The organism is Halarchaeum nitratireducens, assembly GCF_014647155.1.
Taxonomy (GTDB): domain Archaea; phylum Halobacteriota; class Halobacteria; order Halobacteriales; family Halobacteriaceae; genus Halarchaeum; species Halarchaeum nitratireducens.
In genome coordinates this window covers 163,820-185,043 of sequence record NZ_BMOQ01000006.1, presented here as the reverse complement: position 1 = coordinate 185,043, position 21,224 = coordinate 163,820, and the positions used below count along the sequence as shown (strand labels likewise).

Here is a 21,224-nt window from a genome sequence, read left to right as displayed (position 1 = left end):
GGCCTGTGGACCGATCGCGTCGGCGATCGGTATCGCGCCGCTCCGTTGTCTGCGTCGGTTCACGTCCTCGGCTAGCTGGCTCGAGATATAAATAACTGCTAGGCATAGGCAACGGAGAAATTATTATCAAATGGCGTCCCATCGGTAGATGTACATGGATAGACTTGCGACGACGGTCGGCCTCTTTCCGCTTCCCGACGGGCAGCGCGAGCGGCTCGCCGAGCTGAAGGGCCACCAGAAATCAGATCTCATCGATGGCAACGAGGCACGGGCGACGCGCGACGCGTACGCAGCGACTCGTCGTCACTACATCGACCGACAGCGCGAGGCAGGCCTCGATCGGCTCGTCGAAGGACAGGGACGGTGGGACGACCTCCTCGCTCATCCGCTCTGCGTCCACGAGAACGTCCGGACCGGCGGAATCGTCCGCTACTACGACAACAATAACTTCTATCGCGAGCCAATCGTGACCGACGAGCTGACGCCGAGCGGGGACGTCCCGTCGGAGTTGTCGGCCGCGGCGGAGCGCTGTGACGACCTCGGGGCGGTGCTCCCGGGACCGTACTCGCTCGCCGGCCTCGCACGCGACGAACACTACGGCTCGTCCGCGGCGTTCCTCGACGGGGTCGCGGAGTTCCTCGCGGGCGAAGTCGCCGCCTTCCCGGACGCCGTCGAGACGCTCACGCTCCTCGAACCGGGATTTGCAACGGAGCCACCGGACGCAGAGGCGTCCGAACGGATCGGTGACGCGATCGACACCGTCGCGGCCGCGACCGACGCGGACGTGCTCGTCCACACGTACTGGGGCGCGCCCGACGACGGCCTCTACCGTCGCCTCCTCGACACCGACACGGACGGACTCGGCTACGACCTCGTCACCGACCCGGAGGCCGCGACGACCCTCGCCGCAGAGCACGGCACGCCACCGCGAGTACTCCTCGGCGTCGTCGACGGGCAGAACACGCGCGTCGAGTCGCGGCAGACGATCAACGATCGAGCCGACCGCTTCGCGAAGTGCGCGACGACGGACGTCGACGCCGCGTACCTAACTCCGAACACGGGGCTGTTCCATTTACCCGTCGGCAAGTTCGAGGCGAAGCTCGACGCGCTCGCCGCGGCCACGGAGGGTGCGCGATGACGGGCGACCGTGAGCGGTTCCGGCCCGCCGACCACCCGAACGACCACTTCCTCCTCACCACGGTCGTCGGCTCCTACCCGAAGCCCACGTGGCTGAATCGCGCGCGCGACCTGCACGACGACTCGTCCGCGTTCGACGACGAGGCGTGGGACGAAGCCGTCGACGACGCGAGCCGGCTCATCACGGGCGAACACGAGCGCGCCGGCCTCGACGTCGTCTGCGACGGCGAGATGCGCCGCGAGGAGATGGTCGAGTTCTTCGCTCGACGCATCGGCGGCTACGAGTTCAACGGTCCCGTGAAGGTATGGGGGCACAACTACTTCGACAAGCCCAGCGTCGTCTCCGAGGTCACGTACGACGAACCGTGGCTCCGCGAGGAGTACGAGTTCACCGCCGACGTCGCCGAGCGCCCGGTCAAAGTCCCGATCACCGGCCCCTACACCCTCGCGTCGTGGAGCTTCGACGAGGCGTACGGGAGCGATGAGACGCTCGCCTACGAGCTCGCCGACCTCGTCAACGAGGAGATCGCCGGCCTCGTCGCGGCCGGTGCGCGCTACATCCAGATCGACGAGCCCGCGCTCGCCACGACCCCCGACGACCACGCCGTCGTCGGCGAGTGTCTCGAACGGATCGTCACCGGACTCCCCGACGGCGTCCGGATCGGCCTCCACGTCTGCTACGGCGACTACTCGCGGATCTACCCCGAGCTCAACGACTACCCCATCGACGAGTTCGACGTCGAACTCGCCAACGGCGACTACGACCAACTCGACGTCTTCACCGGCGACGACTTCGAACCCGACCTCGGTCTCGGCGTCGTCGACGTCCACACGACCGACGTCGAGTCCGTCACCGAGATCGAGGCGAACATCCGCGAGGGCCTGCGAGTCGTCCCCCCCGAGAATCTCACCGTCAGTCCCGACTGCGGCGTCAAGCTCCTCCCACGCGAGGTCGCCCGAAGCAAGATAGAGAACATGGTTCGTGCGGCACGGAACGTCGAGAACGACCTCGACAGCGGCGCAATCGACGCCGGCGGGCGGACGACGTAGTCGAGCGGAGGCCGTCCGCACGCTCGGCCGGAAGCGGACGTCACCCGGATCGAACCATCGCAGACTCCCCGGCCCGTGACCCGTCGGAACACGACGACGCGCGACGATTCATTCGGCGGCCGCTCGATTGCGGCGGCGAGCGAGCAGCCACGCGAGGATGACGACCTCCTCGATGCGAGCGGCCGTGTACACCCGGTCGGCGAGCTCGACGTCGCCGTCCTCGCTCTCCGCCGTGGCGAGCGCGAACCAGAAGTCGACCACGCGTCGCGGCACGAGCACTTCGAGCGCCCCGAAGACGCCGAACACGGCGTCGTGAACAGACGTTACGGTTCGGTCCGCCGACGCAAAGGCGTAGCGGCGACGGGACCGCACCGTCCGCTGAGCGTAACCAACCGATCCGCGAGACGTACGACGGCTTCGCTACCCACATCGGATACGGTAGCTGAGGTAGCTGAGGTAGCTGAGGTAGATACGGTGGTTTGTTGCGCCGACACCGGAGACGAGGACCGAGATCGGCACCGAAGACGTCTCAGTCGATCAGACGGGGGTGATCGGCTCTCGCCGCCGCTCTCGACGAGCGCCGCGGCGTCGTACCACCCGGACGGATAGTCGCTCGCGTGGACCCGTCCGGCGGCGCCGGTGACCGACGGGAGCGCGTAGGCGATCGGGAGAAGGAAGGAGAGACGGAGGGCGAGGGTGACCGACGCGAGCCGGCCGACCGTGAGAGCGATTTGATCAGGATCTCCCGAGAGAGGGGATCGAGAGTGAAAGGACGTCACCATCGGAAGGGGGTGCGACAAGTATCAGATGTATTTGACAAGATTTAATATGTGGTGTAAAGATAACTTTACTGTAAAGTGAGCTTTCCACCATGGGATCGAAACGAAGCGGACCGGCCCTCACGCGGCGAACGTACAGACGGCTCGTCTACGGAATCATCGCCGTCGGTGTCATCGGATTGCTCGCCGGAATCGTACTCGACGAACGACTCCTCGGAACGGTCGTCTACCTGTGTGGTGCCTGGCTCGGGGCCGGTATCGCCTTCCTCGCACCGTGGTGGAGCGACACGACACTACAAGACGAACGCGACTACGACCTCCATAACCGCGCGAGCGGTCTAACGATGGGCATCGCGACGATTCTGGGCATCAGCATCATTCCGGCTCTGTACGTTCTCGACGCCGGCGGCTACGTCGAGATATCGGGGGCGATCGGTGGGGCGATCGCGGTCCTCTCGGCGCTCTTCCTCCTGTACGGCGTCTGCTTCGCGATCGTCCAGCGGAGCGCGTAACGAGAATGCAGAACGACCTCCCGAAACGACGACGAGCGGCGGAGTTGAGTCAGGGAGATCTCGCCGAAGCCGTCGGCGTTACCCGCCAGACCATCAACGCTATCGAACGAGAGCGCTACGACCCCTCACTGGAACTCGCGTTCAAACTCACGGCCTATTTCGATTGCGCGATCGAGGACATGTTCGACCCGGAGGAGCTGTCCGAGTAGTACTCGGGCGGGTCGGAGTTCGGGCAGTCGTCCCCCGGACGGGCCGCGGCGTCGAGGCGCGCGCGGAAGTCGAGCGCGCAGACCCCCTCGGGTGAGACCACGAGCGGGTTGATGTCGAGCTCGGTGATCGCGGGGAGGTCCGAGACCAGCTGTGAGACGCGCCGGATCGTCTCGACCACGGCGTCGACGTCGGCCGGCTCTCGGCCGCGCGCGCCGCGGAGCATCGGGGCCGCCTGGATCTCGCGCGTCATCTCGCGCGCGTCGCGCTCGCTCACGGGCGCGACGCGGAAGGCGGCGTCCTCGAAGACCTGCACGAAGATCCCGCCGAGGCCGAACATCACGAGGTGACCGAACTGCGGATCACGTTTCGCTCCGACGATCGTCTCGACGCCCGCTGCGGGCGTGACCGTCGCCTCGACGCGAACGCCGAGGACGGTCGCGTCCGGGTCGTGATCGCGCGCACGCTCGACGATCGCGCGGTACGTCTCGCGGACGTCCTCGGTCGGAACTCCGACTTCGACCCCGCCGACATCGGATTTGTGAACGACGTCGGGACTGGCGAGTTTCAGCACGACCGGCCCCTCGATCGACGCCGCGATCCGAGCGGCGCCCTCCTCGCTCTCCGCGAGACCGCCCGCTGGCGTCGGAATCCCGTACGCGTCGAGGAGCTCCATCGCCTCGACGCCGAGGTGATCGACGCCGCGATCGAGCGCGCGTATGACGATCCGCTCGGCGCGCTCGGTATCGACGTCGAACGCGGTCGTCGCCGCGTGCTCGCGGACTGCACCGTCCCGGTAGTCGGCGAGCACCGCGAGGCTCTCGACCGCACGCGCCGGGTCGAAGTAGTTCGGGACGCCGTGGGATCCGAGGACGGACTCGGCGGCCGCGACCTCCGCGCCGCCCATGAGCGCGGTGACGACGGGTTTGTCGACGCGCGAGCGCACACCGCCGATGACCGCACCGAGATCGTCGAACGCGAGCGGGCCCGTCGGAACGCAGAGGACGATCACCCCACCGACCTCGTCGGCGGCCGCGACGACGTCGAGCGCCTCGCGGAACCGATCGACGTCGGCGTCGCCACGGACGTCGAGCGGGTTCGCCGCCGCGATCGGCGTAGGGAGGACGTCCGCCAGCGCCTCGCGGGTCGACGCGTCGAAGTCGGCGAGTGAGAGCCGAGAGTCGCCCACGGCATCGGTCGCTAAGACGCCCGGCCCGCCGCCGTTCGTGACGATGGCGACATCGTCGTGGTCGGGGACCGGGAGCCCCGTGAGCGCGCGGGCGAAATCGAAGGCGGACTCGACGTCCATCGCGCGGACGACGCCCGACTGCGCGAAGGCCGCCTGATACGCCTCGTCGCTCCCGGCCATCGCCCCCGTGTGCGAGGCCGCGGCGGCACCGCCCGCGTCCGTTCGACCGGCCTTGAGCGCGACGATGGGCGTCTCTGCCGAGACCGAGCGCGCCGTCTCGATGAAGCGTCGGCCGTCGTCGACGTCCTCGAGGTACGCGAGGACGACGTCCGTCTCCGGGTCCGCGGCCCACTCCGCGATAAAATCGGTCTCGTCGAGCACCGCCTCGTTCCCGAGCGAGACGACGTCCTTCAGCCCGACGTCGTTACGCGCGGCCCAACCGATGGCGGCGGCGATGAACGCGCCGGACTGACTGAGCAGCGAGATCGATCCCGCCGGCGGCGTACCCCTGAGGAACGTCGCGTTCAGTCCCGCGGGCGTGCTGATGATTCCGACGCAGTTCGGGCCGACGAGGTTGATGTCGTGGGTCAGCGCCGTCTCGCGGAGGTCGCGCTCCAAGCGGCCGCCGCGTTCGCCCGCCTCGCGGAACCCGGCGGTGACGACGACGACGTTTTCGACGCCCGCCTCGCCGAGCTGTCCGACGGCGTCGACCACGGTCGCGGCCGGGACCGCGACGACCGCGAGATCGACCGTCGCCGGACGTGGGACGTCACCGATCGACGCGTAACACGCGTGGCCGAACACCGAGTCACGGCTCGGGTTGACGGGCACGACGTCGCCGTCGAAATCCGCGAGGTTCTCGAAGAGCGCTCGACCGACCGACCCCGGCCGCTCGGTCGCACCGACGACGGCGACGCGATCCGGTTCGAACAGCCCCGAGAGGTCACGCACCGTTGCTTTCCCCACTGTACGTCGATTCAGTACCGATGTCGTCGAGGAACGCGTCGCGCTCGCCTTCGTCCGACGCTACCGAGACGCCTGAGTGCACGTCACCTCGTTCGCGGTCCACCGATAAAACGACACAGGGCTGTTCATGGCGGCCGTCGGATCGGGAACGGTCACTACCGACGGCTCGAAGTGGGCGCGACGCCGCTCTACAGCGGCGCGACACGAAGATTAAGTCGAGCAGAGTAGTATTGTGAGTTGTGTCCTATACTCTGGACGCGGAGGTCGACGGATCGTTCGAGGACGTCGTCGCGCGGACCGAAGACGCGCTCGCCGAGGGGGGTGGTGTCCTCTGCGATACCGACGTGGAAGCGACGTTCGCAGCGAATCTCGACGTCGATTTCCGGAAGTACCGTATCCTCGGCGCCTGCGACCCGCCGCTCGCATACGAGGGCCGACGGCAGAGCCCGGCTTCGGTTCGCTCCTCCCGTGAAACATCGTCTACGAGGCCGACAACGGGAGCGTCGCCGTGCGCGCCGCCGATCCCGAGGCACTCCTCGAACCCGTCAACGATCCGGCACTCGGCGGGATCGCCACCGAGGTTCGCGAGCGCTTCGAGCGCGTCCTCAGCTCGCTCTCCGCGGCGACGGCGTGAGTGGGCGCTAGCCGACCGGGCCGTCAGCTCTCGGCGGCCGCGGGCTCCGGTTCGTCGCCGTACTTTCGCTCGAACTCGCCGATGAGCTGGCCCATCTTCGCGTACCAGTCGTTGAGCGTCCGCTGGAGCTCCTGGGCGATTGCCTCGCCGTCACGCGGCCGATAGACGTGGTAGTAGCCGCCCTGCTCGTAATTCACCTGCTCCTTCTGAATGAACCCCGCTTGGAGGAGGCGCTGCACCGACCGGTAGGCGGTCGAGCGCTCCCGGTCGACCGCGTCGGCGATCTCGTCGACCGTGAGCGGTTCCTCGCGCTCACACAGCACGCGGAAGATGTCCTCGTCGAGCGCTTTCAGCCCGTGGAAACACTCCAAGAGGCCCTCGCACTCCATGTCCTGTTGGAGCATCTCGCTCATCGAATCAGGCATCGTGTCCGATACGCGCCGTACGCTCAAAAGTATTTGCGTGGAGGATGCAATATTGAACCGCCGGGATCGCGGCGTCGAGGGTCACTCCACCGCGTCCGGCGCGCCGGCGGCGTCGTCCGCGGTGCGCGCGCGCCAGTACCCCTGGGCGTACGCGCCGAGGAACATCGCGGCGATGGCGACGAGGATCGGATAGTTCCCGATGCCGACGCTCGCGTAGCCCGCGCCGGGACAGATGCCGGAGAGCCCCCAGCCGACGCCGAAGATCGCGCCGCCGACGAGGACGTTCCGATCCATGGACGTCAGGCGACGACGGTAGGGCGTCCCCGTGAGGGGCGCCTCGCCGAGGAATGCGACGCCCGCGAAGATCGCGGCGCCGATGACGACGGCGGCGGCGACCATCACGAGCAGGAGACCGAAGTCGTCGAGTTGGAGGAAGCCGAGGACGACCTCGGGCTTCGCCATCTGGCTGTACGCGAGGCCGAACCCCTCGACGAGGCCGCCGAGGACGATCACGGGGTAGAAGAGGGGGTGGCGATCCGCCATCACGGACTCACCCCCGCGGCGGCGACGGCGAGCGCGGTGACGGTGGCGACGCCGACGAAGACGGCGACGTTCACCACCGAGACGCGCGACCCCGACCCGAGGCCGCAGACGCCGTGGCCCATCGTACAGCCCTTCCCGACGCGCGTACCGACGCCGACGAGGAAGCCGCCGATGGCGAGGCGCCACAGCCCGACGTCGGTCGTCCACGCGCTCCCAAGGAGGAACGTGTAGAGCCCCGCCCCCGCGACCGTGCTGAGCGCGAGGACGACGCGCCAGTCACGCGACGCGACGTACTTCGCCTGGTTGAACCGCGGGAGGTCGGAGACGTAGGAGAGCGTCGTCTCCAAGAACGTCGAGTTCCCGGCGGTGATGGCGGTGGCGAGATAGACGATCGCCACGCCCAAGCCGACGAGCGTGCCGCCGACGGCGTAGTGCGTGACGCCGTCGGGGAACGGCGTCGACTCGAAAGCACCGAGGACCGACGGGAACACGGGCGACGCCGCTACGAGTCGAGAGATCGGCTCGAAGACGCCGAGGGGCGATGCGAGCGCCGACACGTCACTCACCCGTCATCGCGTCCTCGCTCGCGGCGCAGTTGTTCGGCCCGAGTTCGAGTTCGAACGCCGACTCGTCGTCGTGGGACTCGCGGCCGAGGTTCGTCGCGATGATCGACTCGTGGTTCGCCGGACGAGGCGGCATGTCGCGCACGACGTAGTCGACGAACGCGTCCTCGTCCATGGAGAGCGCGTCCATCGACGCGACGAGATCGCCGAGGGCGGCGGTGTAGGTGCCGTCGGCGTTCGGCGTCGCGGCGTCCGAGTAGTGCGCGGGCGCGACGATCACGTTCACGTCGTCGCCGAAGCGCTCGATCAGGGCGCGGAGGCTCGCGTGGAGGGTGCGCGCGGCGTTCCGGGCGGCCTCGGGGTCTTCGAGGTCCGGACGCGCGACGCTCTCCGTGAAGAGGCCGTCGCCGGTGAAGAGCACACGCCCGACGCGATAGGTCGTCATGCCGGTCGTGTGGCCGGGCGTGTGGATCGCCTCGATCTCGACGTCACCGACTGTCAGGGTGTCGCCGTCCGCGACCGTCTCGTAGTCGACATCGTAGTCGACGCCGCGCGCGGCGGCGGCCGCGGGGAGGACGGGCGTCGCGCCGTTCCGGGTCCCGTCGGCACCGCCCGCGGTTCCGCGGTTGGCGAGCGTGCGGATCCCGGAGACGTGGTCGGCGTGGACGTGCGTGTCTATCGCGTAGACGAGGTCGGCACCGAGCGCGCGGGCGTCTTGGACGTACGCCTCGGCGAACGCGCGCAGCGGGTCGATCACGGCGGCTTCGCCGTCCGAGACGACGAGGTACGCGAGACAGCCCGAGGAGGGGCGCCGGTACTGCGCGATCGTGACGTCGCTCGCGGCTCCGCGGTGGCCGCTCGCCGTTCCGCGACTCTCGGGGATCGTCGCGCGGACGTCGAGCTCGTCGTACTCGTAGAGGCGCGCCCACCCCTTCATCCCGCGTTCGAGGTGGTCGACGTCGTACCCCTCGTTGGCGAGCGTCTCGGCGACCATCTCGCTGGAGCCGCCCTTCGCGCAGACGACCGTGACTCGCCGACCGTCCGGGAGGGCGTCGCGGAGGTCGTCGGGAACGCCATCGAGGAGCTCGAAGTACGGGTAGTTGACGCTCTCGACGGTCGCGCCGTCGATGTGCCACTCCGCGTAGTCGTCCTCACTCCGGACGTCGAGGAGGAAGACCGCCTCCCCGGCGTCTACGCGTTCTTTCAGCCGCTCGGCCGTGACCGTCCCGACCGTGTCGTCCGTCGCCGCGGTCGCGTCGTCGCTCATCACACCCCGCACTACCGTCCAGTCGAAAATAAGGCTTTGCATAGAAATACACTATATACACAATACTGAATCTCACTTTCCCCTATTGAGATTCGAACGCGGTAGTAAGTGTGGCTATACCGCCATCGGTATTGCCCCGTTCGTCCACGCCTACCGATACGCTTTTCATATCTGATACGGTATTGGGTTGTGAGGTCAATACCATGGAAGACTACGAGATCACCGAGACGCTCGACGTGACGGGACAGAACTGCCCGATGCCGGTCGTGAAGACGAAGCAGGCCGTCGACGAGCTGGATGCGGGCGCGGTCCTCGAAGTGCTCGCGACGGACCCGGGGAGCGTGAGCGACCTCGGCGGTTGGGCCGAGACCACCGACGGCGTCGAGCTCCTCGATCAGGATGCAGACGAGGCCGACGGGCGCTACACGCACTACGTCCGTAAGACCGAATGAGCACCGATACCCCATCCGCGGACGACGGCGCGGCGCCGAGTCGCGCGGAACTGGAGGCACGGGTCGCGGAGCTCGAAGCCCACGTCGCGGAGCTCGACGCCGCGACGGACGAGGACGACGGGCCGCCGAAGATGTCGATCATCGCCACGAAGGGCACGCTCGACATGGCCTACCCGCCGCTCATCCTCGCCTCGACGGCCGCGGCGTTCGGCTACGAGGTGACCGTCTTTCACACCTTCTGGGGGCTCGACATCCTCCACGAGGAGCGCTCGAAGGACCTGAAGCTGAGCGCCGTCGGTAACCCGAACATGCCCCTCCCGAACCTGCTCGGCGCGCTCCCCGGAATGGACCGCCTCACGACGCGCATGATGGAGAAACGCATCGCGGACAACGACACCGCGACTGTCGAGGAACTCCTCGGCACCGGCCTCGACATGGGCGTCGAGTTCCAGGCCTGTCAGATGACGATCGACCTCATGGGGTACGACGAGGCCGACTTCTACGACGGCGTCACGACCGGCGTCGGCGCCGCCACCGCCATCCAGGACATGGCCGAGGCCGACATCCAACTCCTCGTGTGAACCGGGGCCACCGATGACCGACGAGCACCCGGACGATCCGACGGACGAGGCGTTCCGCGACGTCGGGAAGGGCCTCCTCGACGAAGACATGGGGCCGAGCGGCGCGCTCGCGCACCTCTACCGCGGCGAAGTCCACCGGATGACGTACTGGCGCGAACGCCTCGATAAGACCACGGATTGGGCGGTCGTCGTCATGGCCGCCATCCTCACGTGGGCGTTCTCCAGTCCGAGCAACCCCCACTACATCGTCCTCGTCGGTATCGCGACGCTCGGCGTCTTCCTCGGTATCGAGGCGCGACGCTATCGCGGCTACGACATCTGGCGCTCGCGCGTCCGCGTCCTCCAAGAGAACGTCTGGTCCGTCGGCCTCGACCCCACGCGGGACGTCAGCGACCCCGCGTGGCGCGAGAAGCTCGGTACCGACTACCGAAAGCCCGTGCTCAAGATCACCACCGAAGAGGCCCTCGCACATCGACTCCGGCGCATCTACCTCCCGCTCCTCGCGGTCCTACACGTCGCGTGGTTCGTCCGGATCACCGCCTTTTCACCCGAGTACTGGCTCCGGACGGCGGCCGTCGGGATGGTCCCCGGCCCCGTCGTCGTCGGCCTCGTCGCGGCGTTCTTCGCCGCCGCGCTCGTCGTCGCCTACCGTCCCCGGACGTGGCACGCACGCGGCGAGCTCTTAGACGAACGCCTCCGAAAAGGGGAGTAGCGACCATTCGGCGACCGCCCGACGACGACGTCGATCACGTGTCCACACAACATCCCGGACAAAGAAAGGCATCAGCGTCTCGTACGTCGACTCACTAACCGAGTCGATACCACCGTCCGTCCGAAAGTTCCGACGGGGGTGTGGATGCCACAGTACGATCATCCACACGTTTTGGACAAACGCTAATACGGTTCAATCGTGTTGCTAGTAAATCACTGATAGCTATACATATTCGTGTAGTTTGGAGGTTGAGACTACAGCGGGTTTAGCGGTTTGTGGTGTGTGGTTTCGGCCAAATAAGTAATCGAGTACGGCTCCAGATTGGCTCTCAATCGTGCTTTCGTGTTGTATTACCAACTATATCGTCAACTTTCGAAGACGTCTGGTAGTGTAGCCACTCAGCCACCGCGCTAACTCAGGCCGAGTGTCTCTCTCCCCAATTCCGGTTTCCTTCTTCAGCAGCGTGGGCGTATTGTCTGCCATCACGATCGGTGAATGTTCATATCCACCCCTCAATTCGACCTGCACGAGCAGGTCCACTGCTCGCCAAATCGAGTACAGCAGGCAGGCGAACGCGAAATATAAGAATCGCAACCCGAAATCCTCCGACGTGGTGGCGGCCTTAAACCGCTTGATAGACCTGTAGGCGCTCTCGATCTCCCAGCGCTAGCCGTACTCCACGAGGTGTCCGCTCCCTCGATTCGTCATGAACACCGAGTACTGCCGGTGATCATCATGCTCAGCGTCTTCTTTCCGTCGGTATATCAGGGTTGTCTCGTGCCATTCGTTCTTCCCGAGATAGATTTTCCGGTCGGTTTCGTAACGGTCTTGATCCTGCTGGAGCAGGCGTTTGGCTTGTGCTTTCTCACTCGTCTGCATCCCCTTTGGCACGACGTAGGAGAGCCCACGCTGGCTGATCATCTCCAGAACATCTGACTATCGAACTCCCGGTCCATCAGCACGTTATCAACGTAGACCATCTCCTCAGCCGAATCTAGGAGGTCCTCAACGATTTCTAAGCGGGACTTACCCTTCGATATATTCTGAACCACATCAAATTATTTCTTCATTGAGGACGTAGACGGAGTCATGAACGACGAACCGAACCAAAGCTGGACTGACGGTCTGTCGGCGGCCGAGCGCGTCGAAGCAATCGCACTCGCCGTCAGTGAACCCCGAACGGCCAACTGGATCGCCGCAGAGGCCGAGGTAGCCCACGAGACGGCGACCAAGTACCTCAAACGTCTCACAGACGACGGCAAGCTGAACGCGGATACACGCGGCCAGCAGACCACGTATGAGCCTGACCCCGTCGGTCAGTACCTCATCGAGATGCGCGAGCTCTACGAAGAACACTCGCCTGACGACCTCGCCGCGAGTCTCGAAGAGATGAACGAACAGATTCGAGCATGGAAGGCCAAATACGACGTCGAAACCCCCAACGAATTACGCGCGAGCCTCGGGAGGACAGAAGACGTTACGGACGAGCGTGAACGTCGTCAGGCGGCCCGCGAGTGGGACCACCTCAAAACGCGCCGTCGTCTCGTCGAAGACGCGCTCCGGCTCTACGACCGCTTCCCCGGTGAGCGGCGCTCCGCCTCCGCATGAATCCTGGAGCGGAAAACCCGGCTCTCTATCGGACGCTCAAGGACGTACTGGAACGACAAGTCGAAGTCATCTCCGTCAGGTTCGAGCCAGACGCGATCCAGAAACGGTACCTCGCCGCTGAGATCGACCCACAGCGAGTCGTTCCACCGACCGGGCCTGAGTCACCACAGCTCGAGGTCCACTGGAAACTGACGCCGCCCCACGACGAATTCAGAATCGACTACGCCGATCCAAACTTGGAGTTCCATTGCGGCTGGCACCAAGATGAAGATCACGACGATCTCGGCGTAGCGCACTTTCAGTACCAGACGGCCTCAATGGAGACGCCACGCTACGAAGGGGCCGTGTTCGAAGCAGAGTCTCCTCCGAAACTCCTCTGGGAGTGCTGTAGCAATCTCTTCGAGACCGTAATCTCCGACTATACGGCAGAACTCTAATTTATGTCTCGGTTGATAGTTTGTGCATTACTACAATCATCAGAGACCGCATCAAGCTCTCGACGGAAACACGCCGATTGAGGAGGTGCTAAACTAGACAGTGCCGAAAACCCTACAGCAGCGACTATCGGCTATTTCTTCTCGCGGGTTCCTCAAAGTTGTTTCCGAGAGCAGATCCCACTCCATAGCCGGGTCATGCCCTAAGAACTCTCGCCCGAATCACCCTGATAATCTCGCTCACTCGTTTGTAGATCGGTCAAAATCCGAACCTCTGCAGCTTGAGTTTCGGCGGCAGGTGATCACACCCTCCCCCCGGATTGTAAGTGTTCTCGGGTGGACAGCGAGGAGGGGGTGGGTGGGTAGAATCCTCGATAGAATATAAAGAAGGACGATTAGATACGACCAGACACCCCAGATTGTAAGTGTTTAAACGCGTCTAAGACGCTGTATAGTAGGATAAACGCCTTTAGAGATATTTGACTGCACCACAAGGATTAATACTACTATACTAGCAACTAGGCTAGCTAGTAGTAGTGTCGTAGGACCGGTCGCTTCTACTGTTCGTTACTCATCACGTGCGCCCTCGTCTCGTGTACTATCTCCGCCCGTCTCTCCCCCACGCCTTCCTGAGTGGGAGAACACTTACAATCTGGAGGGGGTGTGTTCCCGGGTTTTTGGGAACACTTAGAACAGTTAGAACACTTGCAGGGTAGGGTTGATATGGATGGAGCGTAACGGGTTGGGTATGGATTCGCCGTTCAAGGGATCGAATCACGTCTTTCGTGATAAGGAACCATTCAAGGAGGGGTACACTCCGGACGAAATCCTCGAACGCGGGGAGGAGATCCAGGAGTACGCGGCCGCGCTCCAGGACATTCCCGACGGATTCGGCGCGCCCAACGTCTTCATCTACGGACAGACCGGTGTGGGGAAGACCGCGACGACACAGAAGGTCATCGAGTTCCTCGAAGCGGAAGCCGACGACGCCGACGTCGCGCTCACGACGCTCACCGTCAACTGTAACAAGCGCACGTCCACGTACAAGGTACTCCAGTATCTCGCCAACGAACTCTACCCCGAGGAACACTTCAAACAGGGAACGCATCCCGACACCCTCTGGGATCGGATTTACGACGCGCTCGACGAGATCGGCGGCTACGTCATCGTGATCCTCGACGAGATCGACAAGCTCGGCGAGGACGAAGAGCTCCTTTACGACTTCCCGCGTGCGAAGGCCATCGGCGAACTCGAGAACGCCGAGGTCGGTATCGTCGGGATCAGTAACAACTTCAAGTTCCGCGAGAACCTCTCTCAGCGAGTCAAATCCACGCTCTGTGAGAAAGAGATCCAGTTCTCGCCGTACGACGCGAACGAACTCCGCTCGATCCTCTCCTACTACGCCGATCTGACGTTCCGCGACGGCGTCCTCTCGGAGGACGTCATCCCGCTCACGGCGGCGCTCACCGCACAGGACTCGGGCGACGCCCGGATGGCACTCGACCTCCTCGAAACCGCGGGGGATATCGCGCGCCACGAGGGCGATACCCGCGTCCTCGAGGACCACGTCCGCATCGCTCGCAGTGAGGTCGACCGCGCGAACACGCGCGACATCATCACCGAACGGTTGACCAGTCAGATGCAACTCGTCCTGATGGCGACGACGCTCTTGGTGATCGATCCCGACGGCGAGGCGAAGGTGAAGACGATCTACTCGCTGTACAAAGACCTCTGCGATCGCGTCGACGCGGACACGCTCTCGGAGAGCCGCGTGCGTGATCACCTCGACACGCTCGAGATGTTCGGCCTCCTCGAGAAGGGCGAGCACAACCTCGGTCGGCGTGGCGGCCGATCGTACATCTACTCGCTCGTCGATGAACCCCGGATCATCGTCGAGACGTTCCGCGAGGACGAGCGTCTCGAACAGGGATTTCCCTCCTCCGTTGACAGCCTCCTCGGGTCGTTCGAGGACTCCACTCGATCCCACGTGCAAAGCGAGTTCAGCGTCTGACGGTCCCGAAAACACTTACAACACGGGGGGTCATGGTCGGGTGCCGGTGGATCGTCGCTTCGGTGTTCCACCGTCCCCCCCGTCACGCCCGCTCTCGCGGAGAAACACTTACAACGTGGGGTGTGGGTATGTTGTGAGTGAGTCGTCACTATCTCCTCTCTCGATATACTGTGCTCACCCTGCTCGGTTCGTCGAGGGTGGTGCTCCTCCGTGGCCTCGGCGTCGAACTCGTTCACCCGGAATTACGAGGGTACGTCTCCTCCCTCGACGAGCGACGTCGGAGCGTCGGACCCCCTTCTACCGAGTGGATGCGGGCGACGGAGACACGAGAGTGGATCGAATCGACGAAAGCGCGGTGGGTCCGATTCCGTCCCCGATAGACGCCGCGTGACACGTCTCGGTTCTCCCGGAACGCCCTCCTCGAATACCGTAGCTACGTCACCTACCTTAGGTGGCGTAGCTCAATTTGCGATCGGGGGCAGGTCCACTCCAGTGGATACGGTACGTCGGTCACTGCCTCACCGAAACCCCGTGCGGCGACCGCCACCCAGCGGATTCCGACGAGTCTCGATCGTCGCCGCGCGGTCTGCGTGATCGACGCCGTCGCGCAGCGTCGCAGAAATCGGTGCCGTCGTTATTCGTCTCTCTCCCGGACCGTCACACCGAGGACGCCGTCGCGCAGCGTCCGTTCCTCGATCGCCTTGAGCTCCTCGGCACTCGCGTCCACGGACGCGAAGTGGTTTCCGGCGAGTTCCCCGGCCGGGCTCTTGAAACAGGTCGGCCCGCAGGGGACGAGGATCTCCTGTTCGTTCCGATATCCCGGATACAGCAGGAGGTCGCCCCGCGACGGGTAGACGGTGTGATTCTCCCGGGGGACTTCGGGCAGATCGATCTCGTCGATGTTGATTCACGTCGCGATTCCGCTCCAACGGACGTGCATCAACTCCGATTCGAGGGGGAGGAACTCCCGGACCGCGGCGACGGACGCCGGGGCGTCGTCCTCGTGCAGTTCGGCCGTGAACGTCGTGTCGTCGATTTCGATCTCTAGCATGATGTGTGGTGTCTCGGAGCTCTGTGATCGTCGCGCGTTTCGCGATCGCGTCCGCACCCGTCTCGTGTCGTGTCCGTCTCCCCGTCCGGCGCCGTCCAGCCTGACTCAGTTCGAAGGGGCCACGCGTCTCGACGCCGCGGCCGCCGTTCAGTCCCCACCCCGTAGAGCCTCGAGTGCGTCTTCGCGGAGATTCTCGACGGTTCCCTCGTCGCCGCGGATCTCGTCCATAACGAAGCGCGAGGACGTCTGATTGACGCCGTCGATGGCGATGACTTCCTCGATGACGTCGTTCATCTGCTCGCGGTCCTGTACGCGAACCACGAGCACGAAATCGACGTCTCCCATCGTATAGTAGACTTGCTCGACTCCGCTGACCGCGCTGAGCCGCGCTCCCAAGGCATCCGAGTAGCCGCTCTCGTGGACGACCGTCACCTGCGTGAGCGCGACCATGTCGAGACCGAAGGCGAGCGGGTCGAGGTCGGCGGTCGTTCCGGTGACGACGCCGTCCTCCCGAAGCTTATTGAGTCGATAGTGGATCGCGGACTTCGATAACTCGAGGTGATCGGAGAGCGTCTCGAGGCTCACGTCGAAGTCGGATTCGATGTACTCGAGGAGTTCGAGATCCGTCTCGTCGAGATCGACGTCACCCGTCGTCTGTTTGGACACACCCCTCCGTCTCACTCATTCTACTTATAATTCCGTCGCCATTGGCTCTGTTGAAATCCTCAGAGGGTTACAGGTTCGTCCGGTAGTCTGACCGGATGGAAGCCCTCCCGAAGTCACAGTTACTCCGGTTTGTTGAGCGAGCATATCACTTGGCTCAGCGAACTGTCGCTCGCTACTCATCGAAATTCTCGAAACGGCGATACACACTTCATCAACACATCGTCCTCCTCTGTCTCAAGGTGCGGAAGAATACGACGTACAGGACGCTCCTTGACGAACTTATTGAGATGCCTCGGGTTCGGAGCGCCCTCAATCTTCAGGAAATTCCGTCTCCTTCGACGTTGTGTAAGGCGTTCAACCGCCTTGACATGGCTGTTTGGCGGGTTCTTCTCAATCTCTCAGTCACGCTTCTTCCGACTAACGGTGTCGTCGAGATCGATGCCGCTGTGTTCGACCGAAGTCACGCCTCGAAGCACTACATGAAGCGAACGAAGTTGACGATTCAGCAGTTGAAAGTCACGCTCCTCGTGGACACAAGGTCAAACGCGATTTTCGACGTACACGTAACGACGACACGTCCGCTTATCAAGCACCGCGAGTTCTCGTCTCTTCACGAAGCGTGGAATGCTCGGTTGGATGCCGATCTCTACGGTCAGCGCAGTCAGAACGAAACGGTGAACTCTCGCCTCAAACGGAAATACGGCGCATTCGTCCATTCACGTCACTGGTGGAAGCAGTTCCGGGAACTCGTTGTCGTCTGTCTCACTCACAACATCGACAAGGCACTCTGAACATTAGATATAGAGAACGTCAACACCAGCGGTTATCCTCCGATAATAAATCCGAGACCGAGGAACGGGGCAGCGACGACGCACAGCAATACGAGACCCGCCGTAAAACGGAGTACGCCTACCGCCTGTAGCTGGGTCTCTGGGAGAGATTCGGCGATTCCCGACAGCGCAGTTCCGACGATCATAAATAGTAACCATCGGGTTTCGCCAGCGTCGCCGACACTCCAGGCATACGCGAACATACACAAGAAGGTAAGCGACAGGCCGAACTGGAAAAGTCCGATTCGACGGCCTTGTGGCTCGTTGAATAACACTTCGCTGATATTGGGGACCATGAGCGACGTATTTCTACTCGAGATACAAAACAATGCTTCAGTGCGTCCCAGCAGAACGTCCCCCCCCGTGATACGCGATTCCTCTGCAAGGGGTGGGGATGAATACTATGAGATGCGCAATTCTAACTAACGGCTGTTTCAGCTGGAAAGGTGTCGAACCAATAGGATTTCAACACAGCCTCGCCATTCTAAATGTAGGCCGGTAGTACAGGAATTAACTGAACGGGCGTACATGGATCTGTCGAGAGATCAGTCCATCGCGTCGTCGGAGATATCGAGTGCGACGTCGAGGGCGGTAATCGCCTCGTCGATCTCGTCCTCGGTTATCGTGAGCGGGGGCGCGACGATGAGGGTGTTGATCATGTTCGCCACGTACGTTCCCTCCGCGAAGGCGGCGTCGGCCACCTCGTCGACGACGTTCGAGTCCTTCGAGAGCTTGTCCTCACGGTCACCGAACGGAACGCGCCGCTCCGCATCTCGCGTCAGCTCGATCCCGCGGAAGAGCCCGACACCACGCGTGTCACCCACGCTCGGGTGGGCCTCGGCGAGGTCATCGATTCGTGCTTCGAGGTAGTCACCGATCGCACCGGCGCGCTCGATGAGCCCCTCTTCCTGGTAAGTCTCGATAGCCGCGAGGCCGGCCGCGCACGCCACGGGGTGGCCGGCGTACGTGTGCCCGTGCGTGAGCATGGTGTCCTCGAAGTAGTCGGCGATCTCCGGGGTGACGATGGTCGCGCCGAGGGGCTGGTAGGCGCCCGTGAGCCCCTTCGCCATCGTCATGATGTCGGGCGTGACGTCGAAGACGTCGCAGCCGAACCACTCGCCGGTACGGCCGAAGCCGGCCATGACCTCGTCGCAGATGAGCAGTGCGCCGTGCTCGTGTGCGATCTCCTTGAGCCGCGGGAGGTACTCGTCGGGCGGCACGAGGATGCCGTTCGAGCCGACGATGGGCTCGACGAGCACCGCCGCGACGGTGTCGCCCTCGAGCATCAGCATCTCGTCGATGTAGTCGAGGCTCTGCATCGGATCGAGCGTCGATCCGTACGCGTACGGGTCGGGTGCCTTTATCGCCCCCGGAACGCCGGGCTCGGCGGCGAGACGCCTCGGATCGCCCGTGACGCTGATCGATCCGGCGGTCGCGCCGTGGTAGGAGCGGTAGCGCGAGACGATCTTGTCCTTCCCGGTGTAGAACTTCGCGATCTTGATGGCGGCCTCGACGGCCTCCGTCCCGCTGGTCGAAAAGAAGGTCTTCGAGAGATCACCCGGAGTGACCTCTGCGAGCTTCGCGCCGAGCTTCGCGCGCACCTCCGTCGTGAATCCGGGGGCGAAGTACGCGCCCTCGGCGGCCTGCTCGGCGATCGCGTCCGCGACGCCCGATGCCGAGTGACCGAGATTCGAACACATGAGCTGGCCGGAAAAATCGAGGAACTCGTGTCCGCTCGCGTCGGTGAAGCGGACCCCGTCGCTCTCGGTGATCTGACGCGGCTGGACCTGACTCTGATATGCCCACGTTCCGAACACGTGTCTCTTGTCGAGCTGTTCGATATCGTTGAGCGCTCGTCTATCCGACATCGGTGTCTCCATCTCTCCATCATGACAACATTAAACTTTCTACCGATACGGAGTGTAGGAATACAATACTCTGCTCTATCCGATCATCGGGCAAAGAAAATTTTGAAAACGCCATACTATCCATACATTGTTCAGATTCTCGGAACGCTTATATCGGTGGGGTCGTCACACAGTGCCGTGAGCGATTACGACGCGGTCCGGAACTACGTGAACGGCGAGTGGACCGAGCCAACCGGTGACGAGAGTCAAGACGTCCTGAACCCGGCGACGGGGGACCCCCTCTCACACGTCGCGTTCAGCTCCGCGGACGACGTCGACGAGACCGTCGCCGCGGGGCAGGCGGCGTTCGAGACGTGGCGGGCGGCACCCGTCGAGGAGCGAATCCAGCCACTCTTCAGGTTCAAGGAACTCCTCGAGGCGAACCTCGACGACATCGCGGAGACGCTGGTCGAAGAACACGGGAAGACGTTCGCTGAGGCGAAGGGCGAACTCCGCCGCGGCATCGAGAACGTTGAGGTCGCCTGCGGGATGCCGCGGCTCATGCAGGCCGGCCACGTTTCGAACGCCGCCCCGGACATCGACGAGACCGCGGTCCGTCAGCCCCTCGGGGTGTTCGCCGCGATCACGCCGTTCAACTTCCCCGGGATGATCCCGCTCTGGTTCCTCCCGTACGCCGTCGCCTCCGGTAACGCCTTCATCCTGAAGCCGAGCGAGCGCGATCCGCTCACCGCCGTGAAGCTCTTCGAACTCGTCGACGAGGCCGGCTTTCCGGACGGCGTCGTCAACCTCGTCCACGGCGGCGCCGACACCGTGAACGCCGTCCTCGAACACGACGGCATCGAGGGCGTCTCCTTCGTCGGGAGCACGCCCGTCGCGGAGACCATCTACGAGAAGGCCGCAGCGAACGGGAAGCGCGTCCAGGCGCAGGGCGGTGCGAAGAACCACGTTATCGTCGCCGAGTCGGCGGACTTGGCGTTCGCGGCCGAGAAGACGGTCTCCTCGGCGTTCGCGTGCGGGGGCGAGCGCTGTCTCGCCAACGACGTCGTCCTCGTCGAGGAATCGGTCTACGAGGAGTTCGTCGATCGCGTCGTCGCGGAGGCCGAGGCGCAAGTCGTCGGCGACGGCCTCGACGAGGAGACGACCATCGGCGCGCTCATCACGGCCGAACACGAGCGGCGCGTCCGTGACTACGTCGAAGCGGGGATCGACGAGGGCGCGGAACTCGTCGCCGATGGCCGCGACGTCGAGGTCGCGGGCTACGAGGACGGCAACTTCCTCGGCCCCTGCGTCTTCCGCGACGTGACGCCGGACATGTCCATCGCGCGTGAGGAGATCTTCGGCCCCGTCCTCGGCCTCATGCCCGCCCCCGATGTCGACGCGGCCATCGACGTCCTCAACGAGTCCGACTTCGGGAACGCGGCCAGCCTCTTCACCGACAGCGGGGCTGACGCGCGCACGTTCCGTCACCGCGCGGAGGCGGGCAATCTCGCGGTCAACGCGGGTACGGCCGCACCGATGGCGTTCTTCCACTTCGGCGGCCAGAAGGACTCGTTCTTCGGCGACCTGCACGCGCAGTCCGAGGACGTCGTTCGCTTCTACACGGACGAGACGGTGTACATCGAGCGCTGGCCGGACGCGTAACCACGTCGGACGTGGATGACGGCGATCCCGGTACTCCCCGTCCCCTCAAACGGGCATGCGCATCGACCGGCCCGCGGTCGTGACCCGGTATCGACCGC

20 protein-coding genes and 4 pseudogenes are annotated in these 21,224 nt (G+C 64.0%); 14 read left to right on the top strand and 10 right to left on the bottom strand.

The window, feature by feature from the left end; all coding sequences use genetic code 11:
• Nucleotides 1–154: 154 nt before the first annotated feature.
• Nucleotides 155–1,138, top strand: a complete 984-nt coding sequence (locus IEX91_RS11750) for a 5-methyltetrahydropteroyltriglutamate--homocysteine methyltransferase (RefSeq protein ID WP_188879322.1) — start codon at nucleotides 155–157, stop codon at nucleotides 1,136–1,138.
• Nucleotides 1,135–2,187, top strand: a complete 1,053-nt coding sequence (locus tag IEX91_RS11745) for a methionine synthase (protein ID WP_188879163.1) — start codon at nucleotides 1,135–1,137, stop codon at nucleotides 2,185–2,187. The genes IEX91_RS11750 and IEX91_RS11745 overlap by 4 nt, the downstream gene beginning before the upstream one ends.
• Before the next feature lie 108 nt (nucleotides 2,188–2,295).
• On the opposite strand, the gene IEX91_RS11740 is transcribed toward IEX91_RS11745, so the two are convergent.
• Nucleotides 2,296–2,493, bottom strand: a complete 198-nt coding sequence (locus IEX91_RS11740; RefSeq protein ID WP_188879162.1) for a hypothetical protein — start codon at nucleotides 2,491–2,493, stop codon at nucleotides 2,296–2,298.
• A 565-nt stretch (nucleotides 2,494–3,058) separates the two neighbouring features.
• Between IEX91_RS11740 and IEX91_RS11735 the strand changes: the two genes are divergently transcribed.
• Together IEX91_RS11735 and IEX91_RS11730 are read left to right on the top strand one after the other, a co-directional pair.
• A complete protein-coding gene (locus IEX91_RS11735; protein WP_188879161.1) occupies nucleotides 3,059–3,478 on the top strand; it encodes a DUF2178 domain-containing protein in 420 nt (139 codons plus the stop codon).
• Between the two features lie 5 nt (nucleotides 3,479–3,483).
• The gene (locus IEX91_RS11730; RefSeq protein WP_188879160.1) at nucleotides 3,484–3,687 is read left to right on the top strand and encodes a helix-turn-helix transcriptional regulator; all 204 of its coding nucleotides are present in this window, start codon (nucleotides 3,484–3,486) and stop codon (nucleotides 3,685–3,687) included.
• On the opposite strand, the gene IEX91_RS11725 is transcribed toward IEX91_RS11730, so the two are convergent.
• Entirely contained in the window at nucleotides 3,633–5,825 is a 2,193-nt protein-coding gene (locus tag IEX91_RS11725; protein WP_188879321.1) for an acetate--CoA ligase family protein, read from the bottom strand. The genes IEX91_RS11730 and IEX91_RS11725 overlap by 55 nt on opposite strands.
• 254 nt (nucleotides 5,826–6,079) lie before the next feature.
• Between IEX91_RS11725 and IEX91_RS16755 the strand changes: the two are divergent.
• Nucleotides 6,080–6,474, top strand: a pseudogene (locus tag IEX91_RS16755) (DUF302 domain-containing protein).
• Nucleotides 6,475–6,497: 23 nt separating this feature from the next.
• Here IEX91_RS16755 and IEX91_RS11715 read toward each other — a convergent pair.
• The 4 genes from IEX91_RS11715 to IEX91_RS11700 form a co-directional block, all read right to left on the bottom strand.
• Nucleotides 6,498–6,899: a helix-turn-helix domain-containing protein gene (locus tag IEX91_RS11715; protein ID WP_188879159.1), complete on the bottom strand. Its 402-nt coding sequence runs from the start codon at nucleotides 6,897–6,899 to the stop codon at nucleotides 6,498–6,500.
• 81 nt (nucleotides 6,900–6,980) lie between these two features.
• A complete protein-coding gene (locus tag IEX91_RS11710) occupies nucleotides 6,981–7,442 on the bottom strand; it encodes a DUF6691 family protein (RefSeq protein WP_188879158.1) in 462 nt (153 codons plus the stop codon).
• Nucleotides 7,442–7,933: a YeeE/YedE family protein gene (locus IEX91_RS11705; RefSeq protein ID WP_188879319.1), complete on the bottom strand. Its 492-nt coding sequence runs from the start codon at nucleotides 7,931–7,933 to the stop codon at nucleotides 7,442–7,444. Before IEX91_RS11705 ends, IEX91_RS11710 begins: the two co-directional genes overlap by 1 nt.
• 67 nt (nucleotides 7,934–8,000) lie before the next feature.
• Nucleotides 8,001–9,272 (bottom strand): MBL fold metallo-hydrolase, encoded by a 1,272-nt coding sequence (locus tag IEX91_RS11700; protein WP_188879157.1) that lies wholly within the window; start codon nucleotides 9,270–9,272, stop codon nucleotides 8,001–8,003.
• 203 nt (nucleotides 9,273–9,475) lie between these two features.
• On the opposite strand from IEX91_RS11700, the gene IEX91_RS11695 reads away from it, so the two are divergent.
• Genes IEX91_RS11695 through IEX91_RS11685 form a run of 3 tightly spaced genes read left to right on the top strand, consistent with a single transcriptional unit; the run spans nucleotide 9,476 to nucleotide 11,017 of the window.
• Complete coding sequence (locus tag IEX91_RS11695) at nucleotides 9,476–9,724, top strand: sulfurtransferase TusA family protein (RefSeq protein WP_188879156.1); 249 nt, start codon at nucleotides 9,476–9,478, stop codon at nucleotides 9,722–9,724.
• Nucleotides 9,721–10,305 (top strand): DsrE/DsrF/DrsH-like family protein, encoded by a 585-nt coding sequence (locus IEX91_RS11690; RefSeq protein WP_188879154.1) that lies wholly within the window; start codon nucleotides 9,721–9,723, stop codon nucleotides 10,303–10,305. The genes IEX91_RS11695 and IEX91_RS11690 overlap by 4 nt, the downstream gene beginning before the upstream one ends.
• A 13-nt stretch (nucleotides 10,306–10,318) precedes the next feature.
• On the top strand, nucleotides 10,319–11,017 hold the full coding sequence (locus IEX91_RS11685) for a DUF2270 domain-containing protein (RefSeq protein WP_188879153.1): 699 nt from the start codon (nucleotides 10,319–10,321) through the stop codon (nucleotides 11,015–11,017).
• A 435-nt stretch (nucleotides 11,018–11,452) separates the two neighbouring features.
• On the opposite strand, the pseudogene IEX91_RS11680 reads toward IEX91_RS11685, so the two are convergent.
• Nucleotides 11,453–12,057: pseudogene (locus tag IEX91_RS11680) on the bottom strand (transposase); the annotation flags it as partial.
• 49 nt (nucleotides 12,058–12,106) lie between these two features.
• Here IEX91_RS11680 and IEX91_RS11675 point away from each other — a divergent pair.
• From IEX91_RS11675 to IEX91_RS11660, 4 genes and pseudogenes are all read left to right on the top strand, one after another.
• Nucleotides 12,107–12,625 (top strand): DUF7342 family protein, encoded by a 519-nt coding sequence (locus IEX91_RS11675; protein WP_188879152.1) that lies wholly within the window; start codon nucleotides 12,107–12,109, stop codon nucleotides 12,623–12,625.
• The gene (locus tag IEX91_RS11670) at nucleotides 12,622–13,062 is read left to right on the top strand and encodes a hypothetical protein (RefSeq protein WP_188879151.1); all 441 of its coding nucleotides are present in this window, start codon (nucleotides 12,622–12,624) and stop codon (nucleotides 13,060–13,062) included. Before IEX91_RS11675 ends, IEX91_RS11670 begins: the two co-directional genes overlap by 4 nt.
• A 19-nt stretch (nucleotides 13,063–13,081) precedes the next feature.
• Nucleotides 13,082–13,159: pseudogene (locus IEX91_RS11665) on the top strand (integrase core domain-containing protein); the annotation flags it as partial.
• Between the two features lie 648 nt (nucleotides 13,160–13,807).
• Nucleotides 13,808–15,070, top strand: a complete 1,263-nt coding sequence (locus IEX91_RS11660) for a Cdc6/Cdc18 family protein (RefSeq protein ID WP_188879150.1) — start codon at nucleotides 13,808–13,810, stop codon at nucleotides 15,068–15,070.
• A 634-nt stretch (nucleotides 15,071–15,704) separates the two neighbouring features.
• Here the strand turns inward: IEX91_RS11660 and IEX91_RS11655 are convergent.
• A pseudogene (locus tag IEX91_RS11655) lies at nucleotides 15,705–16,121 on the bottom strand (DUF3830 family protein).
• Nucleotides 16,122–16,268: 147 nt separating this feature from the next.
• The gene (locus IEX91_RS11650) at nucleotides 16,269–16,787 is read right to left on the bottom strand and encodes an Lrp/AsnC family transcriptional regulator (protein WP_188879149.1); all 519 of its coding nucleotides are present in this window, start codon (nucleotides 16,785–16,787) and stop codon (nucleotides 16,269–16,271) included.
• Between the two features lie 95 nt (nucleotides 16,788–16,882).
• Here IEX91_RS11650 and IEX91_RS11645 point away from each other — a divergent pair, with 95 nt between their 5' ends.
• Nucleotides 16,883–17,578: an IS5/IS1182 family transposase gene (locus tag IEX91_RS11645; protein WP_188879148.1), complete on the top strand. Its 696-nt coding sequence runs from the start codon at nucleotides 16,883–16,885 to the stop codon at nucleotides 17,576–17,578.
• A gap of 584 nt (nucleotides 17,579–18,162) precedes the next feature.
• On the opposite strand, the gene IEX91_RS11640 is transcribed toward IEX91_RS11645, so the two are convergent.
• Nucleotides 18,163–19,485, bottom strand: coding sequence for an aminotransferase family protein (locus IEX91_RS11640; protein WP_229772857.1), 1,323 nt, complete (start codon nucleotides 19,483–19,485; stop codon nucleotides 18,163–18,165).
• 177 nt (nucleotides 19,486–19,662) lie between these two features.
• Between IEX91_RS11640 and IEX91_RS11635 the strand changes: the two genes are divergently transcribed.
• Nucleotides 19,663–21,126 carry a CoA-acylating methylmalonate-semialdehyde dehydrogenase gene (locus tag IEX91_RS11635; RefSeq protein ID WP_229772856.1) on the top strand — a complete coding sequence of 488 codons (1,464 nt, stop codon included), beginning with the start codon at nucleotides 19,663–19,665 and terminating at the stop codon, nucleotides 21,124–21,126.
• Nucleotides 21,127–21,224 lie beyond the last annotated feature (98 nt).

Coding starts and splice junctions, on each gene's coding strand:
- IEX91_RS11690 (WP_188879154.1), top strand. CDS start 9,721: ATGAGCACCGATACCCCATCCGCGGACGACGGCGCGGCGCCGAGTCGC.
- IEX91_RS11695 (WP_188879156.1), top strand. CDS start 9,476: ATGGAAGACTACGAGATCACCGAGACGCTCGACGTGACGGGACAGAAC.
- IEX91_RS11710 (WP_188879158.1), bottom strand. CDS start 7,442: ATGGCGGATCGCCACCCCCTCTTCTACCCCGTGATCGTCCTCGGCGGC.
- IEX91_RS11735 (WP_188879161.1), top strand. CDS start 3,059: ATGGGATCGAAACGAAGCGGACCGGCCCTCACGCGGCGAACGTACAGA.
- IEX91_RS11645 (WP_188879148.1), top strand. CDS start 16,883: ATGGAAGCCCTCCCGAAGTCACAGTTACTCCGGTTTGTTGAGCGAGCA.
- IEX91_RS11685 (WP_188879153.1), top strand. CDS start 10,319: ATGACCGACGAGCACCCGGACGATCCGACGGACGAGGCGTTCCGCGAC.
- IEX91_RS11660 (WP_188879150.1), top strand. CDS start 13,808: ATGGATTCGCCGTTCAAGGGATCGAATCACGTCTTTCGTGATAAGGAA.
- IEX91_RS11745 (WP_188879163.1), top strand. CDS start 1,135: ATGACGGGCGACCGTGAGCGGTTCCGGCCCGCCGACCACCCGAACGAC.
- IEX91_RS11700 (WP_188879157.1), bottom strand. CDS start 9,272: ATGAGCGACGACGCGACCGCGGCGACGGACGACACGGTCGGGACGGTC.
- IEX91_RS11640 (WP_229772857.1), bottom strand. CDS start 19,485: ATGTCGGATAGACGAGCGCTCAACGATATCGAACAGCTCGACAAGAGA.
- IEX91_RS11715 (WP_188879159.1), bottom strand. CDS start 6,899: ATGCCTGATTCGATGAGCGAGATGCTCCAACAGGACATGGAGTGCGAG.
- IEX91_RS11670 (WP_188879151.1), top strand. CDS start 12,622: ATGAATCCTGGAGCGGAAAACCCGGCTCTCTATCGGACGCTCAAGGAC.
- IEX91_RS11675 (WP_188879152.1), top strand. CDS start 12,107: ATGAACGACGAACCGAACCAAAGCTGGACTGACGGTCTGTCGGCGGCC.
- IEX91_RS11750 (WP_188879322.1), top strand. CDS start 155: ATGGATAGACTTGCGACGACGGTCGGCCTCTTTCCGCTTCCCGACGGG.
- IEX91_RS11730 (WP_188879160.1), top strand. CDS start 3,484: ATGCAGAACGACCTCCCGAAACGACGACGAGCGGCGGAGTTGAGTCAG.